The 23785-nt window shown below is 69.5% G+C and carries 18 protein-coding genes; 9 read left to right on the top strand and 9 right to left on the bottom strand.

All coding sequences use genetic code 11. The features are described 5' to 3' along the window. Window positions 1-23: 23 nt before the first annotated feature. Genes ABN034_RS16855 through ABN034_RS16845 form a run of 3 tightly spaced genes read left to right on the top strand, consistent with a single transcriptional unit; the run spans window position 24 to window position 4106 of the window. Window positions 24-494 (top strand): MarR family winged helix-turn-helix transcriptional regulator, encoded by a 471-nt coding sequence (locus tag ABN034_RS16855; RefSeq protein WP_349691952.1) that lies wholly within the window; start codon window positions 24-26, stop codon window positions 492-494. Further along, complete coding sequence (locus tag ABN034_RS16850) at window positions 466-3243, top strand: PEP/pyruvate-binding domain-containing protein (protein WP_349691951.1); 2778 nt, start codon at window positions 466-468, stop codon at window positions 3241-3243. Before ABN034_RS16855 ends, ABN034_RS16850 begins: the two co-directional genes overlap by 29 nt. Window positions 3244-3290: 47 nt before the next feature. Continuing rightward, complete coding sequence (locus ABN034_RS16845) at window positions 3291-4106, top strand: class I SAM-dependent methyltransferase (RefSeq protein WP_349691950.1); 816 nt, start codon at window positions 3291-3293, stop codon at window positions 4104-4106. 75 nt (window positions 4107-4181) lie between these two features. Here the strand turns inward: ABN034_RS16845 and ABN034_RS16840 are convergent, their stop codons facing one another. Further along, window positions 4182-5579 carry a hypothetical protein gene (locus tag ABN034_RS16840; RefSeq protein ID WP_349691949.1) on the bottom strand — a complete coding sequence of 466 codons (1398 nt, stop codon included), beginning with the start codon at window positions 5577-5579 and terminating at the stop codon, window positions 4182-4184. 35 nt (window positions 5580-5614) lie between these two features. On the opposite strand from ABN034_RS16840, the gene ABN034_RS16835 reads away from it, so the two are divergent. Both ABN034_RS16835 and ABN034_RS16830 read left to right on the top strand, forming a co-directional pair. Further along, window positions 5615-6340 carry a class I SAM-dependent methyltransferase gene (locus ABN034_RS16835; RefSeq protein WP_349691948.1) on the top strand — a complete coding sequence of 242 codons (726 nt, stop codon included), beginning with the start codon at window positions 5615-5617 and terminating at the stop codon, window positions 6338-6340. Window positions 6341-6415: 75 nt separating this feature from the next. Next, window positions 6416-7219 carry a helix-turn-helix domain-containing protein gene (locus ABN034_RS16830; RefSeq protein ID WP_349691947.1) on the top strand — a complete coding sequence of 268 codons (804 nt, stop codon included), beginning with the start codon at window positions 6416-6418 and terminating at the stop codon, window positions 7217-7219. Between the two features lie 94 nt (window positions 7220-7313). Here ABN034_RS16830 and ABN034_RS16825 read toward each other — a convergent pair whose 3' ends face one another. Further along, complete coding sequence (locus ABN034_RS16825; RefSeq protein WP_349691946.1) at window positions 7314-8528, bottom strand: S8 family peptidase; 1215 nt, start codon at window positions 8526-8528, stop codon at window positions 7314-7316. 479 nt (window positions 8529-9007) lie between these two features. Between ABN034_RS16825 and ABN034_RS16820 the strand changes: the two genes are divergently transcribed. Continuing rightward, window positions 9008-10087: a Gfo/Idh/MocA family protein gene (locus tag ABN034_RS16820; RefSeq protein WP_349691945.1), complete on the top strand. Its 1080-nt coding sequence runs from the start codon at window positions 9008-9010 to the stop codon at window positions 10085-10087. A gap of 35 nt (window positions 10088-10122) precedes the next feature. On the opposite strand, the gene ABN034_RS16815 is transcribed toward ABN034_RS16820, so the two are convergent. The 3 genes from ABN034_RS16815 to uvrA form a co-directional block, all read right to left on the bottom strand. Continuing rightward, window positions 10123-11094 (bottom strand): NAD(P)/FAD-dependent oxidoreductase, encoded by a 972-nt coding sequence (locus tag ABN034_RS16815; protein WP_349691944.1) that lies wholly within the window; start codon window positions 11092-11094, stop codon window positions 10123-10125. A gap of 166 nt (window positions 11095-11260) precedes the next feature. Then, window positions 11261-11902, bottom strand: a complete 642-nt coding sequence (locus ABN034_RS16810; protein ID WP_349691943.1) for a nitroreductase family protein — start codon at window positions 11900-11902, stop codon at window positions 11261-11263. An 11-nt stretch (window positions 11903-11913) separates the two neighbouring features. Then, window positions 11914-15126, bottom strand: a complete 3213-nt coding sequence (uvrA, locus tag ABN034_RS16805) for an excinuclease ABC subunit UvrA (RefSeq protein WP_349691942.1) — start codon at window positions 15124-15126, stop codon at window positions 11914-11916. A 481-nt stretch (window positions 15127-15607) separates the two neighbouring features. Between uvrA and ABN034_RS16800 the strand changes: the two genes are divergently transcribed. Next, entirely contained in the window at window positions 15608-16609 is a 1002-nt protein-coding gene (locus tag ABN034_RS16800) for a Gfo/Idh/MocA family protein (protein ID WP_349691941.1), read from the top strand. Window positions 16610-16714: 105 nt separating this feature from the next. Continuing rightward, window positions 16715-17710, top strand: a complete 996-nt coding sequence (locus ABN034_RS16795; protein WP_349691940.1) for a Gfo/Idh/MocA family protein — start codon at window positions 16715-16717, stop codon at window positions 17708-17710. Between the two features lie 78 nt (window positions 17711-17788). Here the strand turns inward: ABN034_RS16795 and ABN034_RS16790 are convergent, their stop codons facing one another. After that, complete coding sequence (locus ABN034_RS16790) at window positions 17789-20467, bottom strand: bifunctional acetate--CoA ligase family protein/GNAT family N-acetyltransferase (RefSeq protein WP_349691939.1); 2679 nt, start codon at window positions 20465-20467, stop codon at window positions 17789-17791. 234 nt (window positions 20468-20701) lie between these two features. On the opposite strand from ABN034_RS16790, the gene ABN034_RS16785 reads away from it, so the two are divergent. Next, on the top strand, window positions 20702-20932 hold the full coding sequence (locus tag ABN034_RS16785) for a hypothetical protein (protein ID WP_349329169.1): 231 nt from the start codon (window positions 20702-20704) through the stop codon (window positions 20930-20932). A 195-nt stretch (window positions 20933-21127) separates the two neighbouring features. On the opposite strand, the gene ABN034_RS16780 is transcribed toward ABN034_RS16785, so the two are convergent. The 3 genes from ABN034_RS16780 to ABN034_RS16770 form a co-directional block, all read right to left on the bottom strand. Beyond that, a complete protein-coding gene (locus tag ABN034_RS16780) occupies window positions 21128-21298 on the bottom strand; it encodes a hypothetical protein (protein WP_349691938.1) in 171 nt (56 codons plus the stop codon). A gap of 35 nt (window positions 21299-21333) precedes the next feature. Next, window positions 21334-22950: an ABC transporter substrate-binding protein gene (locus tag ABN034_RS16775; RefSeq protein WP_349691937.1), complete on the bottom strand. Its 1617-nt coding sequence runs from the start codon at window positions 22948-22950 to the stop codon at window positions 21334-21336. A gap of 220 nt (window positions 22951-23170) precedes the next feature. Next, the gene (locus ABN034_RS16770; protein ID WP_349691936.1) at window positions 23171-23773 is read right to left on the bottom strand and encodes a hypothetical protein; all 603 of its coding nucleotides are present in this window, start codon (window positions 23771-23773) and stop codon (window positions 23171-23173) included. Window positions 23774-23785 lie beyond the last annotated feature (12 nt).

The following is a 23785-nucleotide window of genomic DNA, read 5'->3' as shown; positions in this document are numbered from 1 at the left end:
GTTCGCAAGCAATTGGAGACGCAGTGTCCACGGGTCACGACCAGCTCGCCGACGACATCCGGCAGTTCCGGCGCGCGGTCATCCCCGACCTCCTGCTCGGCATGCTCCGGCGCATGGACGACACCGAACCCAACCTCCTCCAGGTGGCGACGTTGTACGTCCTCGACGCGGGCGCCGACCCCACCGTGCGCGACCTGGCGGCCCAGATCGGGCGGTCCATGTCGGTGACCAGCCGACTGATCGACCTTCTCGTACGCCGCGGCTGGGTGGACAGAGACGAGGACCCTGACGACCGGCGGGCGAAGCGACTGCGGATCACCACGGCGGGCAGCGACTACCTCCGCGCGTTCGAACAGGTACGCGCGCAGGCGCAACGCCAGCTGATGACCTACCTGACCGACGACGAGCAGCGCGTGGTGAGCGAGGCCATGGCGTTGCTCGGCAAGGCTTCCAGGAGACACCTCGATGAGCGTGACGCAGACGCGGCGCACTGATCTCGTCCTGGACATCGCCGACCTCGACGGCAGCATGCTCACCGAGGTCGGAGGCAAGGCCGGAAACCTCGGCGAGCTGACCCGTGCGGGCTTCCCGGTGCCGCCGGGCATGTGCGTACGCACCGAGGCGTACCGGCGGGTGGCCGAATCCGCGGATCTCGACGAGGTGCAGGACGCGTTGGCCGACACCCCGCCGACCGACGTTCCGGCCCTGCGTCTGCTGGCCGAGCGGGCACGCTCGGCGCTGCTGGCGGCTCCGGTTCCCGCCGACGTCGCCGACGCGGTCATCGCCGGCTACACCCGGCTCGGTGCCGACGTGCCCGTGGCGGTGCGCTCGTCGGCCACGGCGGAGGATCTGTCGTTCGCCAGCTTCGCCGGACAGCAGGACACCTACCTCAATATCGTCGGCGAGGCCGCGGTCATCGACGCCGTACGCCACTGCTGGGCCTCGCTGTGGACCGACCGTGCCGTGGTGTACCGGGCGAGCAACGGCATCGACCATCGCACTGTTCGGCTCGCCGTCGTGGTCCAACGGATGGTCGACTCGGCGATCGCGGGCGTACTGTTCACCGCCAACCCGGTGACCGGGCGACGCCACGAGGCGGTCATCGACGCGAGCCCCGGGCTCGGTGAGGCCGTGGTCTCCGGGGCCGTGAGCCCGGACCACTTCGTCGTGGACGTACGTCGCCGCACGATCCTCGACCGGCGAATCGGCGACAAGCGGCTGGTCATCCGGTCGGTACCAGGCGGCGGCACCGAACAGGTCGAGCTCCACGCGGCCGACCCCAGCGGACAGGCGTGCCTCACCGACGCCCAGGTAGTGGCGCTGGCCGACCTCGGCAACCGGGTGGAGGACCATTACGTCGCGCCGCAGGACATCGAGTGGGCCGTCGACGAGCACGGTGCCATGTGGCTCACCCAGGCCCGCCCGGTCACGACGCTGTACCCGTTGCCGTCGAGCGCATCCGCTCCCGGAGAGGGCGACGCCGCTGCCGCGCCACGCGTGTACTTCTGCTTCAGCGTCGCCCAGGGCCTGAACCGACCGATCACACCGATGGGAATCGCTGGTTTCCGGGTCATGGCGTCCGGTGCGTCCCGGCTGCTGGGCTCCCCGGTGACCGACCCGTTGGCCGGTCCGGCGGTCCTCACCACGGCCGGGCAACGGCTCTTCATCGACGTCACCACGGCCGTGCGCAGCCGGGTGGGGCGCGCCCTCCTTCCTCGGATCCTGGGCGTGATGGAGGCGAGGTCCGCGGCGATCATGCGGCACCTGTTCGCGGATCCGCGCCTGACGATGGCCCACCCGTCGTGGCTGCCGTTCCTGCGGCGGGTAGGGCGGGTCGCCCTGCGCCACCACGTGCCGCCGCGGCTGGCGTACGCACTGATCCGGCCGGCGAAGGCCCGAGCAGCGCTCAGCCGCATCGGCATCGAGTTGGACCGCCGGCTCGCCGTGCCGGACGACGCGACGCCTGCGCAGCGCCTCGACGCAGTCGTACGCATCCTCGGCGAGGTAGCCCCGCTCGTGCCCCGGATCCTTCCGGTGTTCGGAGCCGGCTTCGCCGCCCTGCACCTAGCCGGCAGGCTGCTCGGCGACGACGCGCGACCCGGAGACCTCCCGACGGTCCTGCGTGGCATTCCGCACAACGTCACCACCGAGATGGACCTCGACCTGTGGCAGGTGGCCTCCCGCGTGCGTGCCGACGCGGCCGCGGCCGGGCTGTTCCTTACGGCCGGGGTGGAGGAGTTGGCCGAGCGCTACAACGCCGGCTCGTTGCCGCCCGCGGCACAGCAGGGTCTGGAGGACTTCCTGCGGAGCTACGGCCATCGCGCGGTCGCGGAGATCGACCTCGGCATGCCCCGATGGTCCGACGATCCGCGCCACCTCCTCGGCGTCCTCACCAACTACCTACGGATGGCCGAGCCCGACGCTGGGGCTGTCTCACCGGACCGGCTGTTCGCCAGGGGTGTCGCGGAGGCGGAGGCGATGGTCGGGACCCTGGCCGATCGGGCCGCGCGTCGCGGGCGACTGCGGGGCCGAGCAGTGCGGGCCCTGCTCGGCCGAGCACGGCAGCTCGCCGGGGTCCGGGAGCTGCCGAAGTTCCACCTCGTCCAGGCCATCGCAACCGCCCGACACCAGCTCGAGCTGGTCGGAGCCGCGCTCGCCTCGAGTGGCCGCATCGCCCAACCTGACGACGTGTTCTTCCTCGACCTGGCCGAGGCCCGCGCGGCGCTGGACGGTGCGGACCTGGCCGAGGTGGTCGCGGAACGACGTCAGGCCTACGACGACGAGCTCCGCCGCCGGCGCATCCCACGGGTCATGCTCTCCGACGGCACCGAGCCCGAGGCGCAGCTGCAGGCCGACGGTCAGAAGGGTGGTCCGAGCGGAGAGTCCGACGTTGGGTCGGACGGGCGGCTGGTGGGCACGCCGGCATCGGCGGGCATCGTCACCGGCACCGCGCGGGTGATCCTCGACCCGGTCGGCGCACGGCTGGAACCGGGCGAGATCCTCGTCGCGCCGTCCACCGACCCCGGCTGGACACCGCTGTTCCTCACCGCGGGAGGCCTGGTCATGGAGATGGGCGGAGCCAACTCGCACGGCGCGGTCGTCGCGCGCGAGTACGGCATCCCGGCGGTGGTCGGTGTCCATGACGCCACCGAGCGTCTCACCACCGGCCAGCAGATCACCGTCGACGGCACCACCGGCACCGTCCGACCGTCGCCGCCCCGCCCCTCCGCGTCGACCGAATAGCGAGACTGACATCTCGCATGGTGATCGGTGCTCGTTAGCCTGCCGGCATGGCCTGGAACGCCGACCTTTACGACGCCAAGCACAGTTTCGTGACAGCACTCGGCGCTGAAGTCGTGGACCTTCTCGCCGCGCGGCCAGGCGAGCACGTCCTCGACCTCGGCTGCGGCACCGGCGACCATGTCGCCCAACTTCGCGAGGCCGGCGTCCTCGCGGTGGGTGCCGATGCGAGTCCGGCGATGATCGAGCGAGCCCGCGAAAAGCATCCCGGCCTGCCGGTCGACGTCGCCGACGCGCGTGACCTGCCGTACGACCGCGCGTTCGACGCGGTTCTGAGCAACGCGACGCTGCACTGGGTACAGGAGGCAGATCAAGCCGCCCGCTCGATCGCCCGGGCGCTACGCCCTCGCGGGCGGTTCGTCGCGGAGTTCGGCGGTGCGGGCAACGTCGCGACGATCGCCGAGGCAGCCGAGGAGCTGCGCGTGGACCACGGCGTCGGGCGTTCCAGTTGTCCGTGGTACTTCCCGACGATCGGAGAGTACGCCGCGGTCCTCGAACGGTCCGGCTTCGAGGTCCGCCAGGCGTGGCTCTTCGACCGCCCGACGAGACTCGTGGGTGACGACGGTCTTGCCAACTGGATCCGGATGTTCGGCCAGCATCTCGTGGCGGATGTGTCGGAGAGCGTCGGCTTCGTCGAGAACCTCGTCGCCCGGCTTCGCCCGCAACTTCACCGTGACGGCTCCTGGTGGGCGGACTACCGCCGACTCCGGATCGACGCTGTGCTGGTCGACACTGTGCTGGTCGACGCTGTCCTGGTCGACACTGTGCTGGTCGACGCTCCCAGCGCTGGCGACCCCCGGGCCTGAACCCGTCGCCCGGCGCGCGCCGCCCGGAGCGCGGTAGCTGGATGCGTAGGACCGGTCAGCGGTCTGTGGCGCGCCTCAGCCCGACTGCTCCGGCGCGAAGGGGCCGAGCACCGCGCCGTCGAGCAACGTCGGTGCCCGGCGCCAGGCCACCATCTCGCTTCCCCGCACCTCCCAGCGGGCGTCCCAGCTGGACTTGCGTTCGGCTTCGTCCAGTGCGTACGACAGCAGTCCGATCCGCGTCTGGAGCAGCCGGCGCCAGGGCATGGCGAGGCTCGTGGGGTCCGCTCCCGCGTCCGCCGATCCACCGCCGGCGCGACCGTGCCGGAGGCACACCCCGTGGGATCTGGCCATCCGCGGGGCGTACTCCTGGTCCGAGGCCACCAGACCCATCAGGCGCAGCTGGCGCCGGACCGCGGCCTCCTGTGCGCCGCACAACTGGCACGAGAGTCCGTGCCCGAGCATTCTGGGCGCCTTGACCTGCGACAGAGACCCACCCTCGAGCCGGCGAAGGTACGCCTGGAGCTCCACCCGCCAGAGGCCGGCGACATGCTCGATCGCCGCGGCCACCGGGACCAGGAGACCGTCCTCGGTGAGTGTGAGACGCGCAGGATCCCCGTGATCCCGGAAGCCGGCCAGGTCTGCCACATGCCGGACGCACAGCGCGACATCCCCGCGCGGTTCGATCGCCTCGGCGCCGGCGCTCGCCGTTCCGGACAGCCAGCGAAGGTACCGCCAGTCCACCAGGCCGGCAGCCGCGCACAGCGGGCAGCACGGCCAGTCGAGAACCAGGTCGACGTCACCTGCTGGCCTCGCCCGCGTCGCCTCCTCCGCGTCCAGGACCTCCACCAGCCGGGTCTCCCGGTAGCGCCGTCGGCGGGCGATGTCCGGGTCCGCGCTCACCAACTGGTCTCTCGCGGTGACCGGGTCCTTGGCGAGGCGGGCGTCCAGCATCGCCACGATCGCCCGTCCGATCATCGGAGCGCCCCTCTCGGCGACGGCGAGACCGTGGGTGAGGCAGAGCCCGTCTCCCGCCTCGAGCAGCTGGCGCGCCTCCGGATCAACCAGCCCGACGGCCAACGTTGCCAGGGCGTCGGACGTCGCCCGCGCCGCCGCTTCGCAGGCGGGGCACGCGCCGACACTCGGCGGACGCTCAGCTGCCAGCGCGTTCCCACCCGCCCGCGCCACGTCCGCGAACACCCAGCGGGCGAGCCACGAGACCGACGCACCCATGTCGAGCAGGTGTCGGGTGTGGGGAGCGCAGAAGCCGCCTGAGCGTTCCAGCCGTTCCCGCATGTCCGGATCGACCCGGGTGTCGTTTTCGTACGCGAAGAACCACCGGCGGACGGATTGCTCCGTACTCCGACAGACGGGGCAGCCCTCGCCACCCAATGCCTCGAGGACCTCGGCCCTGGTGCGCACGTCAGGGCGGGGACCGCGCGCTGCGAACGCAGTCAGCCAGCGGCGAAAGGACATGCTCACAGTGTCGTCTATCGCTAAGGTCTTCCGGCATGGACGGCCCGAAGATCGGCGACGCCTTCGGCGAGCTGCTGCTCGCCACGTACGCCGGACGCAGCGGGTACGGCGCCATCGAGCGCAACGACGGCCTGCTCGCGCCCCACGCGGGTGAGATCTACTTCACGGGGTCGGCGGACTGGTCCGACCTCGAGAGGGCTGCCTGCGACCGTTCCACCGGTCGCGTGCTCGACGCCGGCTGTGGTGCCGGGCGGCACAGTCTCTACCTGCAGGAACGCGGACTCGACGTCACCGCGATCGACCCCTCCCCCGGCGCCTGCCAGGTGGCCCGCGCACGAGGAGTCCGGAAGGTCCATCAGGTATGCCTGGAGGAGCTTCCCGTACTCGGCGAGCGCTTCGACACCTTCCTGTTGCTGGGCAACAACCTCGCCCTACTGGGTACGCCGGAGCATGCGGACGTCGTTCTGGACGCTCTCGCCCGGTCGGCCACACCGAACGCGCAGGTCCTCGGTGGATGCCGCGATCCGTACGTCACCGACGATCCGGACCATCTCGACTATCACTCCCACAACCGGCGACACGGCCGCGCGGGCGGGCAGACGCGCCTCCGCAGTCGATTCGGCCGGCTCGCCGATCCATGGTTCGACTACCTCTTCTGCTCCCGCGACGAACTGGCGCGGTGGACCGAGCACTCACCGTGGCGTCTGACTGGCGTCGACGAGGAGGGGCCGGGCTACCTTGCCGAGCTGCGCCTGCGCTGAGCGCGAGAGGGCGACGCCACGTCGCCCGCGGTGCCGTCGGGCGCGGTTGTCCGAGGTCCGGGTTAGCGTTCGAAGGTGCACGGAGTCCAGATCCTTCCGAGCGCTTCCGCGCCCGCGCGACCGGGCGGCGATCACGCCAACGCCGCGGCGACCTACGACGAGTGGGCGCCGCCGCCACATGTCGCCGACGATGTCGCCTGTCTGTGGTGGTCGTCGTTCGGCGACCGTTCGCCGATCCTCCCCGACGGATGCCTCGACATCGTGGTCACGCCCGACCGGGCGGTGGTCGCGGGACCCGACACGCGGGCGTGGACGTCATCGATCCCTGTCGGCATGGTGATCCACGGCATCAGGTTCCGACCCGGCCGAGCGCCCCGGATCCTCGGGGTGCCGGCCGACGACCTGCGCGACCAGCGCGTCGACCTCGCCGACCTGTGGGGGTCCGCGGCGGCTCGGCAGGTCGTGGATCAGGTGAACACCGACCCCTGCCGCTTCGCACCTCTCGTCACGGAGCGGCGGAAGCTCGTGGCACCTGAGGGGGACTGCGAGATCGACCATGCCGTGCGCACGCTCCTGGCCGGAGACGCCCGCCTCGGGGAGGTGCTGAGCGGCGTCAGCCTCAGCGAACGGCAGCTCCGGAGGCGGTTCACCGCCAGGGTCGGCTACGGTCCGGCGTTGTTCGTACGTGTGGTGCGGATGCTGCGGATCCGGCGCCTCGCGCGGATCGCACCCGCAGCCTCACTGGCTGACCTGGCGGCTACGACGGGCTATGCCGACCAGTCCCATCTCGCCCGCGACTGCCGGGATCTGGCGGGCATGTCCGCGACCTCGCTCCTGCGCCGGCCGGCGCCGAACAGCGCCACTGAGCACGTAGCCTGACGCGGCCTCGAGCGACGCTGCGGCTTCCGAAAACACCGCGTGAGGTTGGGAATGATCACGCATGCGTGATCATTCCCAACCCCGGGGAGACGCGCTATGAACCCGTGTAGAGCAGAACGTTCGGCGAACCCGCACCCGGGTCGCTCACGACGTCCGGGGTTCCGCCCGCCACAAGGGCATCGGCTACTGCCGCGGGAGCGGCCGCCGGGTCACCCTCGAGGTACAACGCCGCGGCACCCGCCACGTGCGGCGTCGCCATCGACGTACCGCTGATGACATTGGTCGCGGTGTCGCTGGTGTTCCACGTCGACTCGATGTCCGTACCAGGCGCGAAGATGTCGACGCAGGTGCCGATGTTGGAGAACGACGACCGTGCGTCGGAGTCCTCGGTCGCACCGACGGTGATTCCGTCCGTGACCCTCGCCGGCGAGCTTCCGCAGGCGTCCCCACCACTGTCGTTTCCAGCGGCGAGAGCGTAGGTCACGCCATCGCTGATCGAGTTGACGACCGCGTCGTCGAGTGCGGTCGATGCGCCACCGCCGAGGCTCATGTTGGCCACGGCCGGAGCGCCGGCCTCGTGGTCCGACGTCACCCAGTCGATGCCGGCGACGACTCCCGCGATGGTGCCGCTTCCGCCACAGTCGAGCACTCGAACGGCGACGAGCTGGACACCCTTGGCCACGCCGTAGGTCCCGGAACCGACCGTGCCGGCCACATGGGTGCCGTGCCCGTTGCAGTCATCGGCGCTACCGCCATCGACCGCGTCGAAACCACTGACCGCCCGGCCGCCGAAGTCCTGGTGACTGATGCGGATGCCGGTGTCGATGATGTACGCCGTGACGCCCGCACCGGTGGCGTTGTAGGTGTAGCTGTTGTCGAGCGGAAGGCTCCGCTGGTCGATCCGGTCGAGCCCCCACGTCGCGGGCTCCTGAGTCTCGGTCGTGTGGACCCGCTGATCTGCCTCGACGTACTCGACCTCGGGGTGGGACCGCAACCGCTCCAGAGCCGTCGGAGACAGGGATGCCGAGAATCCATCCAGGACTCTGGAATACGTCGCGTGGACCGTGCCGCCCGCGTCTCGTGCCTCGACACGAGCCGACTTAGCGTCGGCAGACGTGACTCCGTCGCGCAGCTTGATGATGTAGCGGCCGTCGATGGCTGTCGCCCGCTCCGTGCCGATGAGCGGCGCCTGGTCGGACCCTCCCTCCTCATTCGGTTGCGCGGCCACTGCGGAGCTAGCGAGGCCTGCGACAGCGAGCAGCGCGGCTCCGACGACGGCGACTGGTCGCCGCCATGCAAGGTTCGTCACTGGGGGCCCCTCCTTTGCGTCTCGTGTGCCTGCGTGTGGACGCCGGTGAAGAAGGGGTGAGGTGTCATGGTCAAAAGCACGTCGCCCGCGCAGGTTCTGCGATGACACCGCGTTCTGTCGTCCCCGCCCCGACTGCCGGGCTGATCCTGTTTTCTATGGGCCCGTCCCTTGTGTTGTCCAGTGAGAGGTCACCGATTCGGCACCAACCTGCCGAGAATTGGTGTGTTTGTCCGGTTTCGGTTACCTGAGGGTAACAACGCGCGCACCGAAGGACCCGATCAAAGGGACCGAGATGAAGGCGCATGTCGCGGCACTGATCAGGTCCATGTGCGGACCCATCCCGCCCGCGGGGTTGCCGGCGATCGTGGCCACCATCGGGCATCCGCTCGCCTCATGTCCGGAACCTCGCCGAGGCTCGTAGTCGGCGGATGCGACCGCGCAGAAGCACGAGACGTTCCGACGATGAGGAGACACGACCCGTGGCATTACGTCTGATCCACGTAGGACTCGGTGGTTGGGGAGGCGACTGGGCGCGCAACGCCGTACCCCGGGTACCGACGGTTGACCGGGTGGCGATCGTCGACGCCGACGAGACCAACCTCGCCACGGCGCGGGAGAAGCTGCAACTCGGCGCCGACAGGTGCTTCACCGATCTCAGGTCTGCGTTCGAACGCACCGATGCCGATGCCGTCCTGATCACCGCAAGCGTGGCGGCGCATGTCCCGCTGGCGGTGCAGGCGCTGCGGGCCGGAAAGCATGTGCTCGTGGAAAAGCCGTTCGCCCCGACGGTCGCGGAAGCCCGTCAGGTCGTGGACCTCGCCGACGAGGCGGGTCGCACGGTGATGGTGAGCCAGAACTACCGCTTCTATCCCGCCGCACGCGCGGCCGCGGGACTGGTCGCCAAGGAGTACGTCGGCCCACTCGGTCTGGTCAGGGTGGACTTCCGGAAGTGGGCGAACGCGGCGCCGGTCGGCGCACACCGCCACTATCAGCTCGTCCACCCACTGCTGTATGACATGGCGATCCATCATTTCGATCTGATGCGGATGGTGACCGGCCAGGAACCGGTCAAGGTGTTCGCCCAGGTGACGGACCCGCCGTGGAGCAACTTCAACGACCCGGCGGCGGCGACGCTCACGATCACCTTCGATGGTGGGACGGTCGTGAGCTACCGCGGCAGTTGGGTGAGCAGTGGCGAACCGACGACCTGGTCCGGCGACTGGCACCTCGAGTGCGAGAAGGGCGAGATCTACTGGACCGGCCGGGACGGCCCTGCCGGCGCGACCGAGGCCGACGTGCTGTCGGTGCGCCATCTCCCCGGGGCCGCCCGTGCCGCTGGTGTCATCGGCGGTGACCAGGTGGAAGTCCTTGATCCGGTGGCTCTCGCAGGCGTGGAGTACGTAGGCCGGGCCGGTGCCCTGGCGGAGTTCGCCCGGGCCATCGCCGCCGGAGACGAGCCGGAGAGCTCGGGGCGCCGCAACCTGGCGAGCCTCGCGATCTCGGAGGCGGCGGCCCGGTCGGTGGTGTCCGGGCAGGTCGAGCTGGTCACGCTCTCCTGACCCACGCCACGCGCAAGGTCCGAGCCGACGACGCCTCAGTGGGCGTCGCTGGAGTGGCCGGGGAAGATCTTCGCGCCCGGCCGGATCAACGGCACGGCGTTGTTGACCGCGGTCGCGACCTCGCCGAATCCCGTCGCGATCAACTTGACCTTGCCGTCGTAGTCCGCGATGTCCCCGGCCGCGAACACCCGCGGGAGGTTCGTCCGCATCGCCGAGTCGACGACGATGTGGCGCTTCCGCTGGTCAAGGCCCCACCGGCTCATCGGCCCGAGATCGGCGAGAAAGCCCAGGGCGGCGACGACGGCCTGGACCTCGATCCGCTCGCTTTCCTGGGTGGCGTTGTTGACGATCTCCACGGCCTCGATCCGATCGTCCCCGGCGACGTCGCGGACCTCCCAGGGGGTGAGGAGGCGTACGCGTGAGGTGCGTACCCGCTCCACGGTGTGTTCGTGGGCGCGGAACTTCGTCCGCCGGTGGATGAGGGTGATCGACCGGGCCAACGGTTCGAGGCTGGTCGCCCAGTCGAACGCCGAGTCTCCCCCGCCGACGATGAGCACGTCCAGGTCAGCCAGCTCGGCGAGCTTGGGGACGAAGTAACGCAACCCCCGGCCCTCGTACTCCTGTCCGACCGGCAACCGCTTCGGGCTGAACGTCCCGATCCCGGCGGTGATCAGCACGGCTCTGGCGGCGACCTCGAGCCCTTGCTCGGTGCTCACTTCGACGATCTCGGGGCCGTGGTCGAGCACCTCGGCACGCTGCCCGAGGAGGTAGGCCGGGTCGAACTGCCCCGCCTGCTCGACCAGTCGGTCCACCAGTTCCTGTCCCTTGACCGCGGGGAGACCGGCGACGTCGTAGATGAGCTTCTCGGGATACATCGCGGTGACCTGGCCGCCCGGCTCCGGGAGGGAGTCCATGACCGCCACGGACAGGCCTCGAAAGCCGGCGTAGTAGGCGCCGAACAGCCCCACGGGCCCAGCGCCGATGATCAGCAGATCCGTTTCGATCATGCGTAGAACTCTCCGCGGCCCGACGTGCAACGGCCCGGGTCGGAGCGTGCGTCACTCGGTGTCCCGCGCCTTCACCCTACGTGGAGGACCCGCGCGTCCGGGGGAAACGCGCACCTCACCCGATCGCGACACGACCACGGCGCCCTCGTATCCGCGACTGGGCTTCTCAGTCCTGCCAGGTCTCCCAGAAGGTGATCTCCTCGGCCGGCTGGCGCTTCGCCGGCTTGAAGTCGGTGCCGAGGGTGTAGGCGACAGGGAGCATCGCGGCCTGGGTGACGTCGGCTGGGATTCCGAGCAGGTCCGCCGCCTCCTGCTCGTGGGCGAGGTGGAACGTGGTCCACACCGAGCCGAGCCCGCGTGAACGGAGGGCGAGTTGGAAGCTCCAGATCGCCGGGTGGATGGAACCGAAGAACGACGCGGCATACCGCACGTCGGTGACCCGGCCACGGATGCAGGGGATCGCCAGGACCGGTACGCGGTCGATGACCTCGAGCAGGTGGCGCGCGGACTCCCGCACCCGCGCCAGCTGTTCGTCGACCGGTCCCCCTTCGTCCGATGCGGCAGCCCGCATGTAGGCCGCTCCGCCGGAGCGGTACAGCTCGGCGAGCCTCGCCCGCCTGTCTGGTTCGGTGACGATGACCCACCGCCAGCCCTGGCTGTTGCTCCCGGTCGGCGCCTGCTGGCTCAACCTGATGCAGTCGAGGATCACGTCACGCTCGACCGGGCGGTCAAGGTCGAGACGCTTGCGTACGGCCCGCGTGGTGGAGAGAAGCCGGTCAGTGGTCGCGGTGTCGAAAGGCACGCCCATGCCGGCAGACCCTACCGGCCGCTCCGCCGTGCCGACGCCGAGCGGCCACCAGCCGAACGGCCGGCGGTTGCCTTCTTCGTCGCTCCTCCAGCGGTGTTGTTCACGGCAGCCTTCTTCGCACTCTTCTGCGCGGCCGTCCTCCTCGCCGGGGCCTTCTTCGCTGTGTTCTCCGACGTAGCTGTCTTGGTCCCGGATCCGGCCGACTTGCGCTTGCTTCCCGTTGTCTTGCTCCCCGCTGCCCTGGACCCCGCTGCCCTGCTCGGCGTCGATGCCTTCTTGCCGGCGTTGGACCGCGCCTTCCTGGGGTCGGTGACCTTCGCCTTGGTGGTCCGGACGGCACCGGTCTCCCGGGCGGCGGCCAGCGCGCGTCTCGAGTGCTCCGCATAGTCCGGGAGCACCTGCCGCAGGAACTGGCCGGTGTAGCTGTCCTCGTCGGCGGCGACGTCTTCCGGTGCGCCTTCGGAGATCACCTCGCCACCGCGGTTGCCGCCTTCGGGGCCGAGGTCGATCAGCCAGTCGGCCGTCTTGATCACATCGAGGTTGTGCTCGATGACGATCACGGTGTTGCCCTGGTCGACCAGACGCCCCAGCACGCCAAGCAGCTTGCGGATGTCCTCGAAGTGCAGACCCGTCGTGGGCTCGTCGAGGACGTACAGCGTGCGGCCGGTCGACCGCTTCTGCAGCTCCGACGCCAGCTTGACCCGCTGAGCCTCGCCACCGGAGAGCGTCGGCGCGGGCTGGCCCATGCGCACGTATCCCAGCCCGACGTCGACGAGGGTACGCAGGTGCCGCGCAATCGGCGGGATCGCCTCGAAGAACTCCAACGCCTCCTCGATCGGCATGTCGAGGACCTCGGCGATGGTCTTGCCCTTGTAGTGGACTTCGAGCGTCTCCCGGTTGTACCGCGCGCCGTGGCACACCTCGCAGGGGACGTAGACGTCCGGCAGGAAGTTCATCTCGATCTTGATCGTGCCGTCACCGGAGCACGCCTCGCACCGGCCGCCCTTGACGTTGAACGAGAAGCGCCCCGGCTGGTAGCCGCGGATCTTCGCTTCCGGCGTCTCGGCGAACAACCGGCGGATGTGGTCGAACACCCCGGTGTAGGTCGCCGCGTTGGACCGCGGGGTACGCCCGATCGGCGACTGGTCGACGTGGATCACCTTGTCGACGTGCTCGGTTCCGGTGATCTTCTGGTGCCGGCCCGGCACCTCGCGGGCGCCATAGATCTGCTTCGCGAGCGCGGTGTAGAGAATGTCGTTGACCAGCGTCGACTTGCCGGAACCCGAGACGCCGGTCACGGCGATGAAGGTGCCGAGCGGGAAGGACACGGTGACATCGCGCAGGTTGTGCTCCCACGCCTTGTGCACGGTGAGGGTCCGTCCGGGCGTGCGAGGCCGCCGCATGTCCGGCAACGGGATCTCCCGGCGACCCGACAGGTAGGCACCGGTCAGCGAGTCCGGGTGCTTGAGTAGGCCGCTCAACGGCCCGGTGTGCACGACCTGTCCGCCGTGTTCGCCAGCACCAGGACCGATGTCGACGACCCAGTCGGCGGTCCGGATGGTGTCCTCGTCGTGCTCGACGACGATGAGGGTGTTGCCGATGTCGCGGAGCCGGACGAGCGTCTCGATCAGCCGGTGGTTGTCGCGCTGGTGCAGCCCGATCGACGGCTCGTCGAGGACGTAGAGCACCCCGACCAGACCCGACCCGATCTGGGTGGCCAGCCGGATCCGCTGCGCCTCGCCACCGGACAGCGATCCCGACGGGCGGTCGAGGGTGAGGTAGTCGAGCCCGACGTCGAGCAGGAACCGCAGCCGCTCGCCGATCTCCTTGACCACGCGTTCTGCGATCTGCTTCTCCCGCGGGCTGAGGTCCATGGACCGCTGGAACTCCGCCACGTCGCCGATCGGCAGCGCGCAGACCTCGGCGATCGACTTGCCGGCGATCGTCACCGCCAGCGACATCGGCTTGAGCCGGGAACCCCGGCAGGCCGGGCAGGGCACCTCGCGCATGTAGCCCTCGAACCGCTCCCGGCTGGAGTCGGACTCGGCCTCGGCATGGCGCCGGGAGACGTACGGGATCACGCCTTCGTACGTGGTGTAGTAGGACCGCTCGCGCCCGTAGCGGTTCTTGTAGCCGACATGGACCTGGTCGGAGTATCCGTGCAGGAGGGCCTTGCGCGCCTTGGCCGGCAGGCGTTCGAACGCCATGTCCGTGCGGAACCCGATCGTCGTCGCGAGCGCCTCGACGAGCCGGCCGAAGTAGTCGGACATGTGCGCGCCGGTCCACGGGGCCAGGGCGCCCTCGTCGAGGGACTTCGTCGGGTCGGGCACCACCAGGTCGGGGTCGACCTCCATCTTGGTGCCGAGCCCGGTGCACTCCGGGCAGGCGCCGTACGGCGAGTTGAAGGAGAACGAGCGTGGCTCGAGCTCCTCGAACGACAGGTCGTCCACCGGGCAGTACAGGTGCTCCGACCAGACCCGCTCCCGGTGCGGGTCGGTTTCGGGGAGGTCGACGAAGTCGAGCGTCACCAGTCCCCCGCCCAGGTGGAGCGCGGTCTCGATCGAGTCGGTGAGCCGGCGTTTCGCCGAACCCTTCACGGTGAGCCGGTCGACAACCACCTCGACCGTGTGCTTCTTCTGCTTGTCGAGCTTCGGCACATCGGCAAGGGGATAGACGGTGCCGTCGACCCGTGCGCGGGAGTAGCCCTGCGTGGTGAGCTGCCTGAACAGGTCGAGGTACTCGCCCTTGCGCCCCCGCACCAACGGTGCCAGCACCTGGAACCGCGAACCCTCCTCGAGCTCGAGCACCCGGTCGACGATCTGTTGCGGCGTCTGCCGGGCGATGGGCTGGCCGCACTTCGGGCAGTGCGGGTGCCCGATCCGGGCATAGAGCAGGCGGAGGTAGTCGTAGACCTCCGTGATCGTGCCGACAGTCGACCGGGGGTTGCGCGACGTCGACTTCTGGTCGATCGACACCGCCGGCGAGAGGCCCTCGATGAAGTCGACGTCGGGCTTGTCCATCTGGCCCAGGAACTGCCGGGCGTACGCCGAAAGTGACTCGACGTAGCGCCGCTGGCCTTCGGCGAAGATCGTGTCGAATGCGAGACTCGACTTGCCGGATCCCGACAGCCCCGTGAACACGATGAGCGCGTCACGTGGCAGCTCGAGCGAGATGTCCTTCAGGTTGTGTTCGCGAGCGCCTCGAATGATGAGCTGGTCGGCCACGTCGGCGGTTCCGTCCTCGGCTGGCGATGCTGGTGGATAGGAGGTCGTTGGCGTTTTTGCTGGTCAGGGCGGTAAAAGGCAGGATTCCGTAGGATCAGGTGAGGGGTGGGGCCGCAGGGGATGACCACACGCTCGGACATGCTAACCGCGCCCACCGACAAGCCTCTCTCGGCGAACGCACGACCGACAATCGGTCCCGGCGAAGGACGATCTTTGCGTGGCATCGGGCCGGGCCACACCGTCTCCCCGTGCATGGGTGTCGAACCTCCCGGTCGTCCGTCCTGCACAGGGAGCCCAGTGTCCTCCATGCCACCGACATGCGGCCATAACCGGCCGACTCCACGCTGCCGGGTTGGACGAAGCAGCCCGTACGCCGGAAAGAATGGACAACGAGTCCGCTCCCCGGAACACCCGGATCCCCCGAACCCCCGGATCCGTTCCGTACGACCGGGGGGTCCGTACCACCACAGAATGGGTATCGATGCTTCGTCTTGCCATGCTGAGCTTCTGGCACGTCCATGCCGGCGGGTACGCCCGACAGGCACAGCAACACCCGGACACCACCCTCACTGCCGCCTGGGACGAGGAGCCCGACCGCGGCCGCGCCGAGGCCGAGAAGCTCGGCATCCCCTTCCACGACGATCTTCACGAGCTCCTGGCGCGAGACGACGTGGACGGCGTGATCATTGACACTCCGACCAACATCCACCCCGAGGTCATCGGGGCGGCGGCCCGTGCCGGGAAGCACATCTTCACGGAGAAGGTCCTCGCCCTGACCGTCCGGGAGTGCAACGAGATCCTGGCCGAGGTCGACAAGGCCGGCGTGACGCTGATGCTGTCCCTGCCGCGGCTCTACGACGGCTACACGCAGGCGGTCACCGAGGTGCTCGAGGCCGGTCACCTGGGCGATCTCGCCGTAGTCCGTACCCGACTGTCCCACGGCGGTGCGGTCGGCGAGGGCTGGCTGCCCGCCCACTTCTACGACCCCGAGCAGTGTGGTGGCGGCGCGCTGATCGACCTCGGCTGCCACCCGATGTACCTCGCCCGCCTCTTCCTCGGCAGGCTGCCCGAGTCGGTCAGCGCCAGCTACGGCCACGTCACGGGCCGGGCCGTGGAAGACAACGCCGTCGCGACGCTGCGCTATCCGGACGGTGCCCTGGCCGTCGTCGAGGCCGGCTTCGCCACGACGTACTCCCCGTTCTCGATCGAGATCCACGGCACCCTCGGGAGCCTGCTCTACGGCACGCCCGAGGACAGGCTCCTCGTCCGCAGCCCGGGCCACGACGACGGCAAGTCCTGGGTCGAGCTGCCGATCCCGGAGCGCCAGCCGTCGGCGTTCGAGCAGTGGGTCACCCACATCGGCAACGGCTCCAAGCCGACCGCGAACGTCGAGATCGGGCTCGACCTCACCCGCCTGATGGAAGCCGCCAACCACTCGGTCGCCATCGACGCACCGGTACGCATCGACAGCATCGGCGACTGAACGAAGCCACCGACGCCACCACGTTCCACGTCACGGGAGTCACGAGCAGCGCCGCCCGCCTGTGCTGGTTCACACCTGCAGTACGCATCGAGGAGGAACATCCATATGACCGTGAACGTCGGGCTCATCGGCTGCGGCGGCATCTCCAACCCGCATGTCCGGGGCTACCTGGAGATCCCCGACCAGGCGAAGGTGACCGCGGTCGCCGACGTCTCCGAGGACAACGCCCGCACCCGCGCCGAGCAGGTCGGTGGCGCGAAGATCTTCTCCGACTACAGGGACCTGATCGCGAACGGCGGTGTCGACGCGGTCGACATCTGCCTCCCCCACCACCTGCACGCCGACGCGATCATCGCCGCGGCCGAAGCGGGCAAGCACGTCCTCTGCGAGAAGCCGCTCTGTATCACGACCGAGGAAGCCGACAAGATCACCAAGGTCGTCCAGGACACCGGCATCACGCTGATGTGCGCGCACAACCAGCTCTTCATGCCGCCGGTCGCCAAGGCGCGGGAGCTGATCCAGAGCGGTGTGCTCGGCAAGGTCTACGAACTGCGGACCACCGACAGCTTCTTCAACCGCGGCCTGAACTCCGACATGGGGTGGCGCGGCCACCTCGAGATGGCGGGCGGTGGCGAACTCATCGACACCGGCTACCACCCGACCTACCTGCTGCTCCACCTCGCGACGTCGGAGCCCTCCGAGGTCGTCGCGATGACGAGCAAGCACCGGCTGGAGATGGACGGTGAGGACTCCGCGCGGGTACTCGTCCGCTTCGCCGACGGCAGCGTGGGCGAGATCGTGACGAGCTGGGCGTACATTCCGTCGTCCAACACCGAACGGTTCTCCGTCGTCGCGGAGAAGGGCACCCTCTGGAGCGACGGCAAGACGCTGCACCACCGGACGGTCGAGGGAGTGGAGACGACGACCGAGTTCCCCGATGTCGCGGCATTCTCGGCGGAGATCGCCGACTTCATCGGCTGCATCACCGAGGGGCGGAGGCCCATCAACACCGAGGTGGAGGGCGTGCACGTCCTCAAGGTGATCCTCGGTGCGTACGCCTCCGTGCGGGAGAAGCGGATCATCACCCTCGCCGACCTGTAGGAACGCGACTTCGGTCGAGCTGTTGTTGGAGGTTTCTCGGCTTCTATGCCGAGAAACCTCCAACAACACATGTCACCGCTACGGCGGGGTGAGGCGGCGGGCGTACCAGTCGCTGCGGGCCTGCGGCTCCACCGGCACGAGCTGAACCCGTGCGCCGAGCACGGCCACCCCGGACGCCCCCGCCATCACCGGTCCGAGCTCGGCAGCCAGCACCTCGGGGATGTCGTACGCCAGCCGCGCCAGGCGATGCATCAGGTCGGCGAGCGCATCGACGTCGGCGTGCTCACCGCCGCGGTGGCCGAAGAGCAGGGGCGCCGCCCGCACCTCCCGGATCATCTCGGCGGCGTCGACGTCGGTGAGCGGCGGCATCCGGTACGCCAGGTCGTCGAGCAGGTCGGTCGCGACTCCCGCCAGGCCGAAGGACACGATCGGCCCGAAGAGCCGGTCCTCGACACACTTAACGAGCACCGGCACCCCGGGCGGCGCCATCTTCTGCACCACGAAGCCGGCGGAGTCGGGGGCGCCGAAGCTCGCCACCATCGTCTCCCAGGCATCGCGCATCTCGGCCTCGACGTCGATGTTGCGCCACACGTCGGCGAGGTCGGGGCGCTGGCGCAGGTGCGGTGCGGTCGCCTTCAGGGCGACGTCCCAGCCGAGGCGCTCGGCGGCTGTCACGGCGGCGTCTACCGAGTCCACCTCGTACGCCGGCCAGAGGTCGATGCCGTAACAGCGCAGGAGCTCCTCGAGCGTCCCTCCCTCGATGTCGGTACCCGTGGAGTGCTCGGCGAGGACCCTCTCGACGACAAGTCGGGCGCGGTCCTCGTCGCCGCCGTCGAGCGTCGGGATCCGGCCCTGGGGCCGCGCCCGCCACCTTGCGTAGTCGGCGGCCTTGGCGAGCGCACGCACCCCGGCTTCCGGGGTCGCGTACGACGGCACCGAACCTCGCCCGGCCCTCCCCCGCTCGTCGTACCGGCGCAGCGGCTCCGGCACGCCCTGACTGCCGAGGAAGGTGACGACGATCGGCTTCGTACACCCGCTCGCGACGCGACCGATCGCGGCGGCCACGTCGGCACCGGTCACGTCGATGGGTGACACGTAGACGGCGACAACCGAGTGGACGGAGTCGTCTGCCACCGCGTCGGTCAGCGCCTGCTCGAAGTCCTCCGCGGTCGCGTCGGGGCGCAGGGCCGGCAGTCGACGGACGACATGCATGCCGGCCCCGGCGGCCGCGTCGGTCGCGAGCATGCCCAGCGCGTCGGAGTTGCCCACCACCGCGATGTCGGGCCCCGTGGGCAGCGGTTGGTACGCCAGCAGCTGTGCGACGTCGAGCAACTCGTCGAACGTGTCGACCAGCACCACACCCGCCTGCCGGAACATCGCGTCGACGGCGGCCTGGGGTACCGACGTCTGCGGTACGAGGTGGCCGACGGGGACGCCCTGGGTGAAGCGCCCCGAGCGTACGGCGACGACCGGCTTGGCTCGCGACATCTGCCGAGCGATCCTGCCGAACTTGCGCGGGTTGCCGATCGACTCGAGGTAGAGGAGTACGACGTCGGTCGACGGGTCGTCGATCCAGTACTGCAGCAGGTCGTTGGCCGACACGTCGGCGCGGTTGCCCGCGGACACGAACGTCGACAACCCGAGTCCGCGCTCGGCGAGAGTCTGCAGGATCACCGTGCCCAGCTCGCCGGACTGGCAGAAGAACCCGATGCCACCCCGGCCAGGGACCACGCTGGCGAGGGTGGCGTTGAGCGAGAGGTCAGGGTCGGAGTTGATGATGCCGAGCGCGCTCGGCCCGATCACCCGGAGTCCGTGCGCCCGGGCCAACCGGGTCAGCTCCCGCTGGCGGCCGCGTCCTTCCGGTCCGGTCTCGGCGAAGCCGCTGGACACCACGATGAGGCCGTGGATCCCCTTCGCCGCGCAGTCCGTCACGACGTCGCGCACGGCGTCGGCGGGCACGGCGACCACGGCGAGGTCGACCTCACCCGGGATGTCGAGGACGCTGCCGTACGCCGGAACACCGGCCACCGCGCGGGCCGCCGGGTTGACCGCGTACACCGGGCCGGTGAATCCGCCGACGACCAGGTTGCGCACCAACGTCTGGCCCACCTTGTCCCGCGAGCGGCTAGCACCGACGACGGCCACCGAGCGTGGGGTGAGCAGTCGTTCGACCGACCGCGCCTCGGCCCGGTGTTCCCGCGCGGCCATCACCTCCAGGCTCATCGCGGTCGGCTCGATCTCGAGTGCGAACACGACGATGCCGTCCTCGATCTCGCCCGCCGTCTCATACCCCGCCTCGCGGAAGACCACGGCCATGCGGCGATTGTCGGGAAGCACCTCGGCGGTGAACTTCTCGATGCCGTTCTCGCGCGCCGCCTGGGCGAGGTGCTCGAGCAGGACGCTCCCGGCGCCGCGGCCCTGGTCGGCGTCCTGCACCAGGAAGGCGGCCTCCGCCGTCGTGGCCCCGGTCCGGTCGTAACGTGCGACGGCGATCATCTCGTCGGCAACGGTGAGGATGAGCGCCACCCGGTCGCGGTGGTCGACGTGGGTGAAGCGGTCGACGTCGGCCTTGGACAGGCGGGGGTACGGCGCGAAGAAGCGGAAGTACTTCGACTCGGCCGAGACCCTCCCGTAGAACGCGACCAGACGTTCGGCATCGTCGGGCCGGATCGGGCGGAGTGCCGCCGTACCCCCGTCGCGGAGCACGACGTCGGCCTCCCAGCTCGCCGGGTAGGGCAACCCGCCTGTGGCATCCACGCGTACGAATGTAGCCCGGGCCACCGCATCCCGGCGTACCGGGAAAGGCACCCGCGCAAGGGCCGAGCACGGCGGCGGGCGCACACACGCCCGCGACGGCGGCCGCACGCACACGGCCGAGCACAGCCGCCGCAACATAGGTTGACAAGGTGGGATAGGTCAACGTAGGTTGACAGACGACCCGGCTGTCAATGCAAGTTGACAGCCGGGATCCGATCGCCCTACCTTTCCGTCATGACCGAGACACTCGTCGCCACCCTGAGGGCCCAGGATCCACTCCAGGCCCTGGCCGAGATCGCCGCCACACACGCGACGCTCGAGGCCGAGACGGCGATCCAGGTGCGCCGGGCCCGCAACCAGGGCTGCTCGTGGGAGATCATCGCGGCTGCGCTCGGAGTCAGCCGCCAGGCCGCACACAAGAAGTACGCCGGACGAAAGGGCCTCCTCCGCCGGGGACGTCGCTAGCTGCGGCACACCGGCCTCCGCGGGATCCCACCGTCGAGGAGCACCGCCTCTCCGGCGTCCTGCCACCGGAGGGAGTTTCCGTCCATGTCCCCAGCCCGCGGGCCGCAGCGGCCCCGGTCGCCCCGCTCAGGTCACTCAGGCGCCACCCGCCGAGGCCGGTTCGGCTTCCTGTCCCGGCTCAGGCGAGGCCGAGCCTCACGTCCACGCCCTGGCGACGGCGGTGGCCCGCCGGATGCCGGAGGCACGCCCGACGGCGGCGTGCGGGAACCGAGTAATCCCCGCCCCGACGCCGGGTCGCCCGCTGCGTACGCACCGGAGCCACGCGACGAGTTCGTCGATGTCACCAGCGGCCGCCGGCCGGGCCAAGGCTCGAGCGGAGCAAGGGCCCTGCGTCAGCGGCGTCACACGGCGACAGGCCGGCGCGACGGGTTGGCCACGTCGTCGTCCGTGAGATGCGCCAGCCGCAACAGCGCCGAGTAGTTGCGCTGGACGTACTGCTGCACCCGTTTAACGTAGGCCTCACCTTCGACGTCGCCCTGGAGCAGGGCGAGGAAGAGGCTCCGGAGATCCTCGGCGGACTTTCCCCCCGCACCGTTGAGCCAGAATCCGCCGTAGGCGGGAGCCACGGTCCCCCGCTGCTCCACCCTGGCGAACAGGTCCTCGATCTCCTTCGGATACGGCACATCAGCGACCAGGGTCGGCCCGGAGGGCCGAAAATCGTCGGCCTCGACCTGCGCCTGCGTATAGGCGGTGAAGCCCGGCTTGGACAACCAGAACATCAGGAAGTCCATCACCATCTCGGTGTGCGCAGGATCCTTGTCCACCGCGCAGATCGAAGCACCGCCAATGCCTTCGGTCGGGCGTACGTTCCCACGTGCCAACGGGCTCACCATCGGCGGGAACTCGAAGACGTCCCACTCGAACGGCTGCACCGACGTCTGCTCGATGTCGAGTTCGGCGAGCCGCTCGGGTGTGAGTTCCTCGAGGTCGCGCTGGAGCGTGGGAAGTGACCACGAACCGTCCACCATCATCGCCGCCTGCCCTTGCAGGAAAGGCCGGTAGTGGTCGGTGCCGGTGAAGAAGTCCGCCGAGGCGAAGCGCGGAAAGACGCGCGCAAGACCGGTGACCAGATCCACCATCGCAGGCGTGTCGAACCGCAGCGTCTTGTCCTTGAGCCCGCGGTAGAACCGCTGTGGGCTGTAGGTGTAGGTGGCGTGGATGCGCGGGTTGTCGTCGCGGTAACGGAACTTCGCGTCGAGCTCGGGATCCCAGTTCCAGTCGCCCGGTTGGGCTTGGACGGTGCTTATCCATTCGTCGTGGAACTGGTCGAAGTAGGTCGAGGACACCCAGTCCGGCATGATCGAGGCGAAGTTCGTCGATATCGGGAGCTGGCCCGCTGTACGGAGTTTGGCGCAGACGTCGACGAGTTCGTCCCACGTGGTCGGCGGCTCGGCATCCACGCCGGCAAGAAGGTCCTTGTTGTAGAACCAGTACAGATGGGCCGTCTCCGTGCCGATCTCGGTGCGCTCACCACGGTCGTTCAGGTCGCGGTAGGTCTCGAAGTCGTAGTCGTCGTCCCAGCGATGGCCGGTGTACGGATTGACCTGAGCGCGGTACTCGTCGAGGTTGACATAGCGACGAAAAGCCGGCGCGTACGACCCGGAGACGATGTCGGGGCGGATCGGACTGCTGCTCAGCTGCGAGTCGAGCCACGCGGTATAGGCAGCGGGATCGGTGTAGTCACGGGTATCCCACACGATCTCGACACCGGGTTGCTGACGTCGATAGGCGCGTGTCAGCGCCTGTCTCGCTTGTGCGGAAGGGTTCTGCTTGGTGGCGACGACGATCCGGCCCTTGAACCGCTTCGCCGCGGCGGCCGACTTGGGCACGATGGGCTTTTGCTCCGAACCGGTGCCGTCGGCATCGGTACACGAGGCGGCCAACGAGCCGAGCGAGGACGCTCCTATCCCCAGCGCCAGCGAGCGCGCGAGGAAAGTCCGCCTGCTCGAGCCAGACATCGACACAAGCCTCCCTGGGAGTTCGCGACCACAGTACCCGGGCCGGCGAGGAGCCAGCGGCGGGAAAACGCAAGACAGCTCATCACGCAACCCCGCTGTCACGAAAGCGCCCGAGAGGCGCGCCGCCGCCCGGATTGCCGGGTTCGGAGCTCCATGATGTCGGACCTATCATGGCGCCTTCGCCGGCCGCGTCCGCAGCGGGTCACGCCAGCCGAACTCGTCAGCCAATGCCGGACTCGTCAGGCCCGCGGTAGGCCTCGCCGCGCGGTGAAAGGCGGTAACCGACAGGCAGGCTGAGTGTCAGCCCGAGACTCTTCAGCTTGCGTACGTCTGTCTTGAACGGAAGGGTCTCCCGACCAAGCTCGACCGCGAGGTCTGGCGCCCGCACACCGGGCCGTTCGGCGATCAGCCGCAGGGTCGCGGCTGTCCAGGGTCCGTGCGAGGACAACCGGTCCAGCCTCGCCAGTCGCTGGTCGAGGTCGCGGCGTTCCTGCGCCGTCAAGGTGGACTTGCCGGCCAGGACGTCTCGCGGATCAGGCCCGGCGAGCGCCCTCACCGCGAGCCGGTAGATCGGGAGGTCGGCACTGCCCCGCAGGTCGGCGACCAGCGCGGCGGCGTCGGAATAGCCCGCCTGGCGGGCATCGCCGTCGGTGATCGCGGACCCCGCCACCTCGTCGACGGCGTCCACCGCAAGCCGTCCGGCCGCCGTACGGTAATGGTGCCCGGCCACTGCCTGGCACCTCCGCCAGCGGCGGAACAGCAGCGTCACCTCACCGCGTTCGATCGGCTCCCGGAGCCGGGCCTGGACCAGCACGGCACTCACCGTAATCCCCGG

Origin of the sequence: Actinopolymorpha sp. B11F2, from assembly GCF_040195635.1 — a bacterium.
Classification (GTDB): Bacteria; Actinomycetota; Actinomycetes; order Propionibacteriales; family Actinopolymorphaceae; genus Thermasporomyces.
The sequence above is the reverse complement of the archived record's forward strand: the minus strand, read 5'-3'. Positions and strand labels throughout refer to the sequence as shown.